Source organism: Dyadobacter sp. CY326, from assembly GCF_021390515.1.
In the GTDB taxonomy this organism is placed as follows: Bacteria; Bacteroidota; Bacteroidia; order Cytophagales; family Spirosomataceae; genus Dyadobacter.
This window is the reverse complement of the sequence record NZ_JAJUXI010000002.1, coordinates 264,634-279,035: the sequence shown is the minus strand read 5'-3', so window position 1 is coordinate 279,035 and position 14,402 is coordinate 264,634. Positions and strand designations below refer to the sequence as shown.

Below are 14,402 nucleotides of genomic sequence, written 5' to 3'. Positions count from 1 at the left end.
TTCGGAATGAATCGGACTTTTACCCTGCACAAAACACTGAAACTGGTCATAACATTGATATTAATGCCCTGCGTAGCCTACACGCAGGGTATTTTGAGTAAAACCGTGACCATAACGGTGCAAAATCAGCCGGTTTCAGAAGTTTTGAAATCGATAAGTCAGCAGGGGAAATTCTATTTTTCATACAACAGCGACATTATTTCCAGCGACAGTCTGGTCAATGTCAATGCTAGTCAGAAAACGGTTAAGCAGCTTTTAGACCAACTATTCAACAACAAATATCAATACAAGGAGAAAGGTGATTATTTGATCATCCTGGCCGCCGCGAAGGAAAAAGTTTTCTATGTCGATGGACATATTTTTGATCTGGAAACGGAGGCGCCCGTGGATTATGCCAGCGTTTATTCGCGACAGTTATTGGTTTCGACGCTATCCGGCGACGACGGCCGTTTCAGGTTACGCATCAAGGACAGAAGTTTGCCGATAACGTTGACAATCAGCAAAGTAGGTTACGGCGACACAACCATTGTGATCAATCAGGAAAGCGGCGATGTACGAATCCGCATTGCTCAAAAAGCCGTTGATCTTGACCCGCTCATTGTCCGTTATTCCGAAGGCGAATCCACGTGGCTGGGAAGACTTTTTCTTTCCGCAAGGCTCCGGACGCAGAGCCGCAACATTGGTCGTTTTTTCGTTGCGCTGCCTTATCAAGCTTCCTTAACACCGGGTTTAGGAACACATGGGAAAATGAGTGCACAGGTTGTCAACAAGTTCTCACTCAATTTGTTAGGCGGTTACACAGCTGGCGTTGACGGCGTCGAAATAGCCGGAGGTTTCAATATTTCCAAACAAGATGTCCGTTACGCGCAAATCGCCGGGGCATTTAACATTGTTTCCGGGACCGTCACCGGCGTGCAAGTTGCAGGTTTTCTCAACAACATTCTCGACTCGCTCAATGGCGTGCAAGTTTCGGGATTTGCCGGAATGGTGAGGCAAAATATTGAGGGCGCACAAGTGAGTGGATTTATGAGCAGGTCTGCCAAAACATTGCATGGCGTGCAAGTTTCTGGCGCATTGAGCCTAACCGGAGGCAACTCCGATGGCGCACAAATTTCTGGTGTTTACAACCATGTTTCCGGGAATTTTAATGGCGTGCAAGTAGGTGGCGCGGCCAATGTGGTTACTGAAAATCTTTCGGGCGGGCAGATCAGCGGCGTGGCAAATGTTGGTAAAAATGAAGTGCGCGGATTTCAATTGGCATTCATTAATGTGGCAAAGAGGCTTCATGGAACGCAGATTGGCATCATTAACGTTGCGGACAGCTCCTCGGGACTGAGCCTTGGGTTGATTAATATTATCAAAAAAAGCACTTCCAACATTTCGCTTTATGCGAATGACATTGTTCCCGTCAATGTGGCGTGGAAAATGGGCACACACAAGTTTTACAGCATTCTCATGGCCGGTGCAACAACTGGCAGCGAAAAGCGCACCTACACATTCGGAGCCGGAATTGGCTTTGAGTTTTTGCCTTTCAAAAAGGTCGGTTTTTTCACAGAGATTACAAATCAAAACGTTTATACGACCAGCTGGGAACGCATTCCCATGCTTTATCGCTTGCAAACGGCAGTTAATTATAAACTAAGCAAACGCCTGATGCTCTTCGCTGGTCCCGCATTCTCAGTCTACAACAGCGACGGCTTCCAGCCCGAGAAAGGCTACAAATCCTTCCCGCCCAAAGGTTACCCCGACTTCAAAATGGGCAACAAAAACATCTCCTCCTGGCTCGGCTGGCAAGCCGGCCTGAGCTGGCGCTATGGGAAGTTATAGTTAGCGATATGATTCAGATCGTTCAATAATCTGCATTAGTTGGGGCATATTACTTTTCAACCATGCAGGCAAATGCTTTTTCGTAAGGGACGATATTACTCGGTCTTCGAGCGTGAGAATATGGATTGCGTTGGTAGAACTGTTGTCTATAATGAGCAGCCTGTCAATTAGTGCAAGATTTCGATCCAATGATTTAATATTCCCAAAGTAGTTTTCGTAAATATGGGCTGGTGCAACATGGTGCCCGCCTTGTGAAACTCGTACAGCAACTCTCTGTAACGATACATTCACATCATCAAGAGCTAGAAAAACCATATTGATTTTGTATCCTGCCAGCCTAAACTGCTTTATAGTTGACCAGGAATGCTCTGAGCTAAAATGTCCCTCATAAGCAAAATCTTGATTTTCAATTATTGCACTATTGACTTGATGTTCAAAGATATCTTGCAAGTCATGTTCTGCTTTCTCGCGGGCATATTTGGGCACTTTAATCTCCTTATAATGCTTGTCCAATAGCTGATAGAATAACTTATCACCATCAAAAATGGGAAAGTCATTTGGTTTCGGAATAAGTGAATTGGCATTTGAAGATTTTCCAGCACCGTTGGGTCCGGTGATCACGAAAAGATCAGGCATACTGGAATGCAGGAAGTTTGTGCTTTTTCCTGAGGTATTTTATTTCGTTGATTTCCAGCGTCCTAACTTCAACGATTGTTTGCAAGTTGTCTGCCAGCGCCATGATCTTCATTGACCCATTTGGAAACTCGTAAATGAAACCTTCCGAAGCGATTTTTGAATCGTGAAGCATGAAAGGAAAGCCTTTTTCAAGTGTTTCTACTCGAAGGTTTTTTAAATGCTCATTCAATAGAGATTCTTCCCTAGTACTCATTTGTAAAAATTATAGTGTCATGACAATAGTCAAATCTAGCAAAATTAAACATGTAATGAAAGTGAGACATTCTAGAATGTACTATGTTCGTTAAGATCGGCTCAAATGATTTTTTCTCCAAACTTTTTAGGGTGAGCCCGCACCATGTTGTCGGTAAGTTGCATTCAGCAATTTAAAATACATTCCATGAAAAATTTAACAGTTTCTTTGGCTAGGCTAGCCTTTACAAGCATTTTTTTGTTTGGCGTATCATTCGTTTCATTGGGTCAAAAAGACAGCACGTCGACAGTGCATTTTGGCTTCATTTATCCGCTTAGCACCAATGGCAAGCATGCCGCTTCCTACACCAATCGCTTCTCACTGCATGCCATTGCAGGCTTGTCCAAAGCAGAAACCGGCGTTGCCATTGCTGGGGCGGCAAACGTAATCAAACAGGATGCATCGGGATTTCAGATTGCCGGCGCCGTGAACGTGATCGGGAATGATGCGAAGGGCATTCAAATTGCCGGAGCTGCGAATATTATCGGAGGCAATGCGAGTGGAATTCAAATGGCCGGATTCTCGAACGTCATTAAAAATGAGGCAAAAGGCGCTCAGATCGCTGGATTTATGAATCTCTCGGGCAGTTCTGGATCTGCGCAAATTGCAGGTTTCACTAACATCACGCGGGAAGATGCGAAGGGATTGCAGTTGGCAGGATTTCTCAACAAAGGCAAAAATGTAAATACCCAGATTGGCGGCGTTGCAAATGTGGCAAAAACGGTGAAAGGCATTCAATTGGCTGGTTTGATCAACATTGCCGACACCAGTGATTATCCTATCGCCATTTTTAATTTCATCAAAAGCGGTGAAAAGTCATTCGCGGTAACGATTGACGAAAGCATGACGACCATTGCGTCGTTCCGGTCGGGCGGCCGCGTGTTGTATGGAATCGCGGGCGTGGGTTATAATTTCAAGGATAGCAAACGCGATTTATATGCCATTGAAGCAGGTCTGGGTGCGCATATTCCGGTTGCTAATCATTTCAGAATCAATGTTGAAGCAGCAAGTCAATCGCTTTCAAATTTCAAGAAAACTAATTATTTCAAAAACACGCTTCGCATTATTCCAGCTTACAAAATCGGCAACAAGCTCGAAGTTTTTGCCGGACCAACAGTGAATTACGTAAGTTTCAAACGGGAGGACGGTTATGATTTTGTCAAAAAATACATTTGGAAAAATGACAGCTCGAAAGATTTTCAAGGAGTCCATTTCGGGTTTAACACGGGCATTCAACTGATTCTTTAATGCGCGAAATTGCTCACCTAGGCTTAGCACTTTCAATTTTCTTTTAACCCTCCAAGACAAAGGAGCGATGCCGATGGCGCCGCTCCTTTTCAATGTTATGCGGACAAGCCGCAATGTTAGCAATGCTTAAAACAAACCTTTTGCTTTTTCCAATGCGGTGTCCAGGCCACTTGCATCCGAGCCACCCGCAGTCGCGAAATAAGGCTGACCGCCTCCGCCTCCGCGAATTTCCTTTGCGAGATCTTTGACAATCTTACCCGCATTTAAGCCCGTTTCCTGTACAATATTTTCAGCAATGAAAACCGAAAGTTGCGGTTTTCCAGCAATTTCCGCTCCGAAAACGGCGATCAAATTTTCAACCTGATCGCGCAGCTCATAAGATAGTTGCTTCAAAGATTCAGCGCTCGGCACATCCACTTTTTCGACAATCAAATTGAATGTGCTGTGCTTCTTCACATTAGCGATCAATTCAGATTTCAGCGTCCGGATCTTTTCATTCTCAAACGAAACGATTCTTTTTTGCAAGTTTGTTCGCTCATCCAGCAAACCCTCAACGGCTTTCACCAGATCGGTCGGGTTTTTAAGCAGATCTTTGATTTTATTCAGCGTTTCTTCCTGCTGACGCATAATTTCCAAAGCTTTCGCACCGGTAACCGCCTCTACACGGCGCACGCCAGCCGAAACAGAGCCTTCCGAAATAAACTTGAAAACACCGATTTTGCCCGTTGACGGCGCGTGCGTTCCACCACAAAGTTCGAATGAATACGCAGGATCAAAAATGATCAAACGGACAAAGTCACCATATTTTTCACCAAAAGTCGCGGTCGCACCTTGCTCCAACGCTTGTTTGATCGGCACATTTCTTCGTTCGTCCAGTCGAATGTCTTCACGAATTTTCTGATTCACACGATCCTCAATTTTCACCAACTCCTCATCCGTCACTTTTGAAAAGTGTGAGAAGTCAAAACGAAGCACTTCATCATTCAGGAATGAGCCTTTTTGTCCGATATGCGTTCCCAAAACCTCACGCATTGCAGACAGCATCAAGTGCGTTGCGGTGTGATTTGATTTAATGCGATCGCGGCGCGTTTCATCAATTTTCGCAACGATAATTCCGGCACGTTGCAGCGCGTCGTCCAGGTCCTTATCACGTGAAATGTGTACGAAAAGATCATTTTCCTTCTTAGTATCAACAATTTGGATGACTTTTTTGCCATTTTCCAAACCATTGTCAATGATCAAAACACCCGTGTCGCCAACCTGCCCGCCCATTTCTGCATAAAAAGGAGTTCGATCCAGCACGATATGATATTCTTCACCCGCTTTGGTCTTCACTTTCCGATATTTTATGATGTGGCTGTGCGTTTCTTCGAAGTCATAACCGAGAAATTCAACCCCGTCAGCCTCACGCAATTCGATCCAGTCCGTTGCCTCTTTGGCTGCATCCTGACGCGAGCGTTTTTTCTGTTCCGCCAATGCATCCTGAAAACCGGTCTCGTCAATTTGAAAACCTTTTTCACGCGCAATAAGCGCCGTGAGGTCAACAGGGAAGCCAAAAGTGTCACTTAATTCAAAAACTTCCTGTCCCGCGATGACACCAACACCCTTTTCTTTAAGTGAATTAATAATGACATCGAGGCGTTTCAAACCAGATTCAAGCGTTCTCAAAAAGCTTTTTTCTTCTTCCAGAATCACACGTGTAACAAACTCTTCCTGCGTTTTCAATTCTGTGAAAACATCCTTGAACTGATCGGCAAGCACGGCCACCAGTTTGTAAAAAAACGGCTCCTGAAAGCCCAGATAAGAATAACCATAACGCACTGCACGACGCAATATCCGGCGAATCACATAACCCGCTTTTACGTTGGATGGCAACTGACCGTCAGTAATTGCAAATGCAACGGCACGGATGTGGTCCGCAATCACACGCATTGCAATATCGGCAAACGGTTCAATTCCAGCACCATATGTCTTGCCGGAAAGCGTTTCAAGGACTTGTATTGTATTTTGAAAAACGTCTGTGTCGTAATTGGAAGTCTTGTTTTGCACAGCCATACACAACCGCTCGAAGCCCATGCCCGTGTCCACATGCGTAGCAGGAAGTGGCACAAGTGAGCTGTCGGCCTTCCGCTCAAATTGCATGAAAACGAGGTTCCAGATCTCCACAACCTGCGGGTGATCATTGTTAACAAGCGATTTTCCCGAAATCTCAGCAACTTCCGAAGCAGGACGAAGATCAATGTGGATCTCCGAACAAGGACCGCAAGGGCCCGTGTCGCCCATTTCCCAAAAATTGTCCTTTTTATTACCAAGAATGATCCTGTCTTCTCCAACAATCGGCTTCCAAAGATCCCACGCCTCCTGATCAAAAGGAACACCATCTTTGGAATCGCCTTCAAATACAGAGACATAAAGTCTGTCTTTGGGCAATTTGTAAACCTCCGTCAGCAACTCCCACGCCCAGGTAATCGCCTCCTTTTTAAAGTAATCTCCGAAAGACCAGTTTCCCAGCATTTCGAACATGGTGTGGTGATAAGTATCAAAGCCAACGTCCTCTAAATCATTGTGTTTTCCTGAAACGCGCAGGCATTTTTGTGTATCCGCAATCCGCCGCGAAGGTGGAGTGCCGTTGCCCAAAAAGAAGTCCTTAAACTGGGCCATACCCGAGTTATTAAACATCAGAGTAGGGTCATTCTTGGCCACCAAGGGAGCCGAAGGGACAATTAAATGCTCTTTACTGCGAAAAAAATCAAGAAAAGCCTGACGTATTTGATGCGAGGTCATTGTATAAATTTTGGTCATTACACTCTATAAAACAGGCGGTAAAGGTAAGGAAAGGCAGACGTTTTGAGTATAAACCCTGACAAAGTTTCTTATTTGTTAAATTCGCAGATCTTCCGGTGCAGTGTTTTTAAGACGCTTTTGCAAATTAGCTTTGTGGATTTGGTAGCAAAGGGAATGAGCCTTTTGAATTAATTAAGCGCTTGAAATGAAACCGTTTTCAGAGTTATCGGCAGAAGAGTTAGCGATGGAAAACCTATTCATTAGATGGGTCCGGTTTCCTGATGATCCACCTATCAGGTCGTTTTGGGAAGGATGGATCGTGAAATATCCTGCCATGAAGGACACAGTCGCGCGAGCCCGGGAGCTTGTATTAATGGCTTCGGATTGGAGAACTGATTCGCTTTCAAGTCAGGATGTTAATTCAATTTGGGGCAGGATTCGGAATTCGCTTGAAAGTATCAAGGAGCGTGAGTCGGGACAGCCGAGCGCGTATAGCGAGTCCGTTAAGCCTAGCGGCATTGTTGTGGGGGTGATTTCTATGGTCGTAATTATTTTGCTTGCCTTCGTATTTTTTTCTCTGATTCGCTGAGTCCGTTCTGTTCTGCAAATTTTCTCTCTTTCGTTTTGGTAATAATACAAATTGGCAAGTTTAGCTCGGTCATCTTTGTGACTGTTTTTATTACTCAAAATAGGTTTTCTACAATTAAATATTTGATGAGCCCTACATTGGCAACGTTCCCGATAACGTTTGCATAAATAAATTCTCTGTTTTCTTTCCGCATTTCTCAGCTTATTCCTATCCTCGACCATTCATTTCAATTGCATTATCTTAACAAATAATGTAGTTATTGGAATTATTCAAAATCGTTGCCCAGACTTCATCGCTGCTTACTTCCAATTCGCCAGTTAACATCATTATACCTATAAGTAACCAATACACTTGTAACCGACGATTTACACTAACATTATTTTTATAAAAAATATAACTTTTTTTAAGGGTAACCTTAGAAATGGTCGTCCAGCAATTAACAGTCAGAACCTACAATTTCCATTAATGCGTATGAAAAGAAAATTTACTTTTGCTGGTCAAGGCGCGCTGCGCTGGACCATGGCAGCAATGATTGTGTCCGGCCTCTCAGGCCCGGCATTCTCACTGAACCGCCCGAATGTAACCCACGTTTTCCCGATCGACAAAACGGTGTCCGGGAAAATCACGTCATCAGAGGACAACACGCCGATTCCCGGCGTGTCGGTTGTGTTGAAAGGAAGCCGCAGTGGAACAAACACAGATGTTGACGGACAATTTAAGATTGACGTGCCAGATAATGGCGCGATACTGGTGTTTTCATCCGTAGGTTTCATCACGCAGGAAGTTGCGGTAGGCGCAAAAAGCGTTGTAGATATCAGGCTGGATGCGGATATGAAGTCGCTTACAGAAGTTGTGGTCGTGGGTTATGGTAGCCAGAAAAAAAGTCAGACAACAGGGGCGATTTCTTCGGTAAGCTCAAAGCAAATCAGTGAAATGCCGATTACAAACATTGGCCAGGCAATGCAAGGTCGCGTTGCGGGTGTGGACGTTTCGCAGTCGGGAAGTAAACCGGGTTCGGTTCCAAAAGTTTTGATTCGTGGTCGGCGCTCATTCAATGCGGGCAATAACCCATTGTATGTTGTGGATGGAATTCCTTTGGCGGGTGACCGGAATGAATTGATGTCTACACGTCCATTCGACTTTGTGTCAGGTGGTTATGAAGATATGAATCCCAATGATGTTGCGTCCATGGAGATCCTGAAAGATGCAACGGCCACTGCGATTTATGGTGCGAGAGGAGCCAATGGTGTTGTTTTGATCACAACCAAAAGAGGCGAAGCCACCAAAGGCAAAACGACCATCAGCTACGACACTTATGTGGGCGTAACGGATGCATTGGACAAGATCCGCTTGTTTTCAGGACCAGAATTTGCGGAATATATGCGCGAGTCGCGCCGCGGAATTGCTGCGGGAAGTCTTTACAAAGATGCCAATGGAAATCCGGTGCCAACCGGCCAGGTGGATGCATTTGCAGATTCCAAATTGTTTGAAGCAGTGGAGCTGGACGGAATTAAAAACAACCGCACGACAGATTATCAGGACATGATCTTGCGTCAGGGCTTCCAGCAAAATCATTCAGTGGGTGTGCAGGGTGGCAACGAAAAGACGCAATTTTACATTTCAGGCGGGTTTTTTAGGGATAAAGGAATTTCAGAAGGACTGGATTACACAAGAACTTCCCTTCGTGCAAACATTGACCATAACATCAACAGCCGGGTTAAGGTGGGCATTTCCTCTTATTTAATGTATTCGGTTAGAAATGGTAAAGATCTGAATCCCTATTCGTTTACATTGAATCAAAACCCATTAGGAAAAGCGTATGACGACAATGGCAAAATCATTTTTGCGCCAACAAACGACGCACTTTTGACCAACCCACTTGCTGAAATCGTGCCAGGAGCGCAGGTTGACGAACGCAAAAAATACCGGATCTTCAACAGCATTTACACCGAAGTCAAGATCATTGAAGGGTTGAAATATCGGATCAATTTCGGTCCGGATTTCGCAGTTGAACGCGGTGGACGCTTCATTGGTGCACAAACCAATGCGAGAAAAGGCGGCGATCCGCAGGCTGCCATTTACAACCAATATGGCTTCAACTGGACATTGGAAAACATTGTCACCTATAACAAAACATTCGCAGCGAAACACAATTTAGGCATCACCGCACTGCATTCTGTTCAACGCGAAAACTTTGAGGCTAACACCGTTTCAGTTCAGGGCATTCCGGCTGAAACGCAGCAATTTTACAATGTGGGTAACGCAAGTGCGGTTCTTGGAGTTGGTAGTGTGCTCATTCCCTGGACATTGAATTCCTACATGGCGCGGATCAATTACGATTACAACGACAAATATTTGGTAACCGTTACGGCTCGTCGCGACGGGTCCAGCCGATTTGGGGAAAATACAAAATACGGAACATTTCCCGGTGTTGCTTTGGGGTGGAACATTTCCAACGAGCCGTTTATGAAAGGCGTTTCCTGGCTTGACCTTTTAAAACTGCGCGTAAGTTACGGATCTGTGGGTAACCAGGGCGTTGCACCTTATCAAACGCAGGGATTATTGGGCAGGACAATTTATGCTTTTGACAACACGCCGGCTTACGGACAACGCCCGAACACAATTGGTAATCCTGATTTGAGATGGGAATCTTCCGCGACGAAGAATGTGGGAATCGATTTCAGCTTCCTCAAAGGGCGCGTTCAGGGATCACTTGAACTCTATGAAACAAACACGACGGATTTGCTGCTTTCGGATCAGTTGCCGGCATCCATTGGTTTCAATGCGGTTACGCGTAACGTGGGCGAGACCCGCAACAGGGGAATTGAGCTTGGCGTTTCGACGATTAATGTTAACACCAAAAGCGGTTTCAAATGGACCACTGATTTCCAGTTTACCAAAAACACAGAAGAAATCATTTCCTTATATAATGGCGCTGTGGATGATTTGGGTAACAAATGGTTCATCGGCTATCCGCTCTCGGAATTTTTTGATTACAAAAAAGCAGGAATCTGGCAGACTAACGAAGCTGACGCTGCCAAATCATACGGAAGTCGCGTCGGTCAGATCAAGGTTGCTGACGTAAACGGACGCGGTTCGGACGGACAATTGACTGGTCAACCTGATGGAAAAATCAATGCAGATGATCGTCAGAAACTGGGCTCGGATGTGCCGGATTGGAGCGGTGGGATTACCAACCGTTTCAATTTCAAAGGATTTGACTTTTCATTTTTTATATATGCGAGACAAGGACAGATGATCATCAGCGGTTTCCACCGAGATAACAACGCGTTGGCAGGCCGTTATCAGCAAATGTATGTGGATTACTGGACGCCGAACAATCCAACCAACGAATTTCCGCAACCCAATAAGGATCAGGAGTTTCCGGTTAACAATCAGGCGATCATTTATTACGACGGTTCATTCGTGAAAATCCGGAACATCAACTTCGGTTATACTTTCACCAACAAATTGACCAAAAGACTGGGCCTCGAATCGCTGCGTTTGTTTGCCAGCATTCAGCAGCCAAAAATCTGGTCAAAATACCGCTCGAAATACAATGGTGTGGATCCTGAAACTTCGGAAACAACAATCGGATCGGGCGTAACACCTGCAACGCGTGTTTCCACGGTCGGACTTAATGTGAAGTTTTGATCCATGCTGAAAAGTCCTGGTAACAACATTTAATTTTTAAGAAGATGACATTCAGATACATTAAAAAAACATATAAATACATTGGCCTTGCGGCGCTTATGCTCATGGGCCAATCATGCAGCGACTTGCTCGATGAGGAAGTGATTTCGAGCATTGGCAACGACTATATCAACACGCCAAAAGGGTTTGAAGATGCTGCAAAGTCGGCCTATTCTTCGTTGCGCAACTATTATGGAACGCAGCAAGGGCTGACCATGACTGAGTTTGGAACAGACCTTTACGCAACAGGCGCCGATGGCGGTTACAAAGGTTTTCACTTTTACGATGCGCAGTTGCAGCCAACTGTGGACTATTTGGCAACGATATGGGACGAGACTTATCGCGGAATCAACGTTTGTAATGCCGTTATCGAGCGTGCGCCCGCAGCGACAGTCGCAGATGCTGTTAAAAAGCAGCGCGTGGCGGAAATGAAGTTTTTACGTGCACATTACTATTTTCTCCTGTTGCAGCAATTTGGAGAGGTCGATCTGAGATTGACCGAAACAATTTTGCCAACCAAGAAAACTTCCCGCGCACCGGAATCGGAGATTTACAAGTCGATTATTTCTGATTTGGAATCTGCCTTGCCGGATCTTGAAAACAAAGCAAAAGCAACGGATTATGGACGCGCCACGAAGCCGGCAGCGGAGCATTTGCTCGCGAAAGTGTATTTGGCAAAAGGAAATTCAAGTTCAAAAGCGGCTGATGATTATGCCAAAGCTGCAACCTATGCATCCAATGTGATCAATAATTACACATTTAAGTTACTGCCAGATTTCGCCAGCGTTTTTGATCAGGCAAATCAAAATCATGATGAAGTTGTATTTGCGGTTCAGTATACAACAGATCCACTAACTAACGGAACGGGAAACAGCTTGCACCTTTATTTTGGAATGCAATATGACGTGCAGGCCGGAATGGTTCGTGATATCCTGAATGGTCGGCCTTTCAAAAGGTTGCGTCCGACGCAATACACGCTTGAAACCGTGTTTAAAGACCGCGTTAATGATTCTCGTTACAAGAAAACTTTCAAGGACACATGGATTTCCAACAATCCGGGCAAGTTTACAAACGTGTTTGACAACTCAAAAACAGAGGTGACTTTCAAAGCAGGCGACACGGCCATCTTCATTCCCGGTTATGAAATGCCATTGGCCGAAAGAGCGAAAAAACCATATCAGGTTTTGGTGCCAAGCCGCTATGACGAAGCCTTGTTTCCAACGTTGAAAAAATTTCTTGATCCATTGCGTCCAGACCGCACTTATGAGCCGGGAAGCAGAGATTACATGTGTTTCCGACTCGCAGACACCTATTTAATGTTGGCAGAAGCGCAATTACTGACCGGAAAAGTTAAAGAGGCAACCGAAGCTCTTAATATGGTGCGCCGTCGTGCAGCATTTCCAGGCAAAACGGCCGCAATGGAGATTAAGCAGGCGGATATGAACATGGAGATGCTCATGGAAGAGCGTGGGCGTGAATTGCTGGGCGAGCAGACGCGCTGGATGGATTTGAAACGCTGGGGCAACCTCGTAGAACGCGTGAAAAAATACAATGCACAAGCTGCTCCGAATGTAAAGGCAATTCACCTCGTGCGGCCGATTCCGCAAACGCAGATTGACCGGACAGAAGGTGGAGCCGCGGCATTCCCTCAGAATCCTGGTTATTGAGCATAACAAAGATTAATGTATATTCCCATCATGTCAAAAGCGAGGTCTTTTGCATGATGGGAATAGTTGCTAAAAGCGCATTCCGGTTGTAAGGGTAGAGCCCGCAAAATGTCGTTCATTAGAGTAATGTGCGCCATGCGAAGGAGGGTTGTTACATTCATTATTTATCCAATTCAGTTCTTTACAAATGAGAAAAAACAGGTTATCGCTCGCAATTCTGCTGTTAACAATGACAATTTCTGTGGCAGATGCGCAAAAATCAAATGATGGTTGGGAGAATCTTTTCAATGGGAAAGACCTGACTGGCTGGAAGCAATTGAATGGAAAAGCCAAATATGAGGTGAAAGACGGCGCCATTGTCGGGACTTCCGTGACGGATACGCCCAATTCGTTTTTGACGACGGAAAAGGATTATGGCGACTTCATTTTTGAATGCGATGTAAAAGTCGATAACAAGCTGAATTCCGGCATCCAGATCCGTAGTTTGTCCACACCGGATTATCAGAACGGCCGTGTGCATGGTTACCAGGTCGAAATTGATCCGAGTGACCGCGCTTATTCGGCAGGCATTTATGACGAAGCGCGCCGCGGCTGGCTTTATCCTCTGGATTTGAACCCGGAAGGAAAAAAGGCTTTTAAAAAAGATGAATGGAACAAATATCGCATTGAAGCCATAGGAAGCTCCATCCGCACATTTCTGAATGGCGTTCCTGTTGCGCATGTGATTGACGATATGACGCCGAGCGGATTCATTTGTTTGCAAGTGCACGCCATTGGCAGTAAAGATCTGGAAGGCACGCAGGTGAGCTGGAAGAATGTAAGAATCAAAACAAAAGATCTCAAACCAAGTCCTGCGAGCAACATTCGCATTGTGAACCTCATTCCCAATTCGCTTAACGAAGCGGAGAAAGCGCAGGGTTATGCATTGCTTTACGATGGAAAGTCCGCGGATCAATGGCGTTCTTACGGCGGCACCGATTTCCCAAACAAGCGCTGGACTTACAACGACGGCACAATCACGATTTCTAAATCTGACGGTTCGGAAACTGGAAATGACATTGTTACCAAAAAATTATTCGGCCCGGCTTTCGAGTTTGAATTCGATTTCAAATTGACCGAAGGTGCGAATAGCGGGGTGAAATATTTTGTTGATCAAAAATTCAATTCAGGAGGGAAATCAGGCATTGGATGTGAATATCAAGTGCTTGATGATGAGAAACATCCGGATGCTAAGCTAGGCAAAAACGGAAATCGGACCATTGCTTCTTTTTATGACGTTATCCCGGCCGACAGGCCAAAGAATGCAGTAAAGAAAATAGGAGAGTGGAACCAGGGCCGCGTTGTTGTGCAGAAGGACGGGACGGTTCAGCATTTTTTGAACGGTTATAAAGTGGTTGAATATGTGCGCGGCTCGCAGCAGTTCAAAGAATTCGTTGCCGAGTCTAAATTCAAAGGTTTTGAAGGCTTTGGCCTTTCACAGCAGGGCAATTTGCTTTTGCAGGATCATGGAGACAATGTTTCGTTCCGCAGCCTGAAAGTGCGGGAGACGAAATGATTCGCTGCTTGGAAAAAAGACTTGATTTTTTAAGTAGATAAATCCAAGCAAGACATTTACAACTGATTGCCCGTGGATTTCGGGCGCCATTTAGCAGAAATTAACTTTTTA

At 45.1% G+C, this 14,402-nt stretch carries 9 protein-coding genes; 6 read left to right on the top strand and 3 right to left on the bottom strand.

Going from position 1 to position 14,402, the window contains the following annotated elements; all coding sequences use genetic code 11:
• Positions 1 to 6: 6 nt before the first annotated feature.
• On the top strand, positions 7 to 1,827 hold the full coding sequence (locus tag LZG73_RS01730; RefSeq protein ID WP_233845768.1) for an LA_2272 family surface repeat-containing protein: 1,821 nt from the start codon (positions 7 to 9) through the stop codon (positions 1,825 to 1,827).
• Here the strand turns inward: LZG73_RS01730 and LZG73_RS01725 are convergent, their stop codons facing one another.
• Both LZG73_RS01725 and LZG73_RS01720 read right to left on the bottom strand, forming a co-directional pair.
• Positions 1,828 to 2,463, bottom strand: a complete 636-nt coding sequence (locus LZG73_RS01725) for a zeta toxin family protein (protein WP_233845767.1) — start codon at positions 2,461 to 2,463, stop codon at positions 1,828 to 1,830.
• Positions 2,456 to 2,716, bottom strand: a complete 261-nt coding sequence (locus LZG73_RS01720) for a hypothetical protein (RefSeq protein WP_233845766.1) — start codon at positions 2,714 to 2,716, stop codon at positions 2,456 to 2,458. The genes LZG73_RS01725 and LZG73_RS01720 overlap by 8 nt, the downstream gene beginning before the upstream one ends.
• 186 nt (positions 2,717 to 2,902) lie before the next feature.
• Between LZG73_RS01720 and LZG73_RS01715 the strand changes: the two genes are divergently transcribed.
• Entirely contained in the window at positions 2,903 to 4,003 is a 1,101-nt protein-coding gene (locus LZG73_RS01715; RefSeq protein ID WP_233845765.1) for a hypothetical protein, read from the top strand.
• Positions 4,004 to 4,129: 126 nt separating this feature from the next.
• On the opposite strand, the gene alaS is transcribed toward LZG73_RS01715, so the two are convergent.
• Positions 4,130 to 6,787 (bottom strand): alanine--tRNA ligase, encoded by a 2,658-nt coding sequence (gene alaS / locus LZG73_RS01710; RefSeq protein ID WP_233845764.1) that lies wholly within the window; start codon positions 6,785 to 6,787, stop codon positions 4,130 to 4,132.
• 205 nt (positions 6,788 to 6,992) lie between these two features.
• Here alaS and LZG73_RS01705 point away from each other — a divergent pair, with 205 nt between their 5' ends.
• From LZG73_RS01705 to LZG73_RS01690, 4 genes are all read left to right on the top strand, one after another.
• Positions 6,993 to 7,376, top strand: a complete 384-nt coding sequence (locus LZG73_RS01705; protein ID WP_233845763.1) for a hypothetical protein — start codon at positions 6,993 to 6,995, stop codon at positions 7,374 to 7,376.
• Positions 7,377 to 7,847: 471 nt separating this feature from the next.
• Positions 7,848 to 11,030 (top strand): TonB-dependent receptor, encoded by a 3,183-nt coding sequence (locus LZG73_RS01700; protein WP_233845762.1) that lies wholly within the window; start codon positions 7,848 to 7,850, stop codon positions 11,028 to 11,030.
• Between the two features lie 44 nt (positions 11,031 to 11,074).
• Positions 11,075 to 12,736, top strand: a complete 1,662-nt coding sequence (locus LZG73_RS01695; RefSeq protein ID WP_233845761.1) for a RagB/SusD family nutrient uptake outer membrane protein — start codon at positions 11,075 to 11,077, stop codon at positions 12,734 to 12,736.
• A 187-nt stretch (positions 12,737 to 12,923) separates the two neighbouring features.
• The gene (locus tag LZG73_RS01690) at positions 12,924 to 14,291 is read left to right on the top strand and encodes a DUF1080 domain-containing protein (protein ID WP_233845760.1); all 1,368 of its coding nucleotides are present in this window, start codon (positions 12,924 to 12,926) and stop codon (positions 14,289 to 14,291) included.
• The last annotated feature ends 111 nt before the right edge of the window (positions 14,292 to 14,402 follow it).

Bases quoted from the DNA above. Each gene is read 5' to 3' on its own strand.
- LZG73_RS01730 (WP_233845768.1), top strand. From the start codon at position 7: ATGAATCGGACTTTTACCCTGCACAAAACACTGAAACTGGTCATAACA.
- LZG73_RS01725 (WP_233845767.1), bottom strand. From the start codon at position 2,463: ATGCCTGATCTTTTCGTGATCACCGGACCCAACGGTGCTGGAAAATCT.
- LZG73_RS01720 (WP_233845766.1), bottom strand. From the start codon at position 2,716: ATGAGTACTAGGGAAGAATCTCTATTGAATGAGCATTTAAAAAACCTT.
- LZG73_RS01715 (WP_233845765.1), top strand. From the start codon at position 2,903: ATGAAAAATTTAACAGTTTCTTTGGCTAGGCTAGCCTTTACAAGCATT.
- alaS (WP_233845764.1), bottom strand. From the start codon at position 6,787: ATGACCTCGCATCAAATACGTCAGGCTTTTCTTGATTTTTTTCGCAGT.
- LZG73_RS01705 (WP_233845763.1), top strand. From the start codon at position 6,993: ATGAAACCGTTTTCAGAGTTATCGGCAGAAGAGTTAGCGATGGAAAAC.
- LZG73_RS01700 (WP_233845762.1), top strand. From the start codon at position 7,848: ATGAAAAGAAAATTTACTTTTGCTGGTCAAGGCGCGCTGCGCTGGACC.
- LZG73_RS01695 (WP_233845761.1), top strand. From the start codon at position 11,075: ATGACATTCAGATACATTAAAAAAACATATAAATACATTGGCCTTGCG.
- LZG73_RS01690 (WP_233845760.1), top strand. From the start codon at position 12,924: ATGAGAAAAAACAGGTTATCGCTCGCAATTCTGCTGTTAACAATGACA.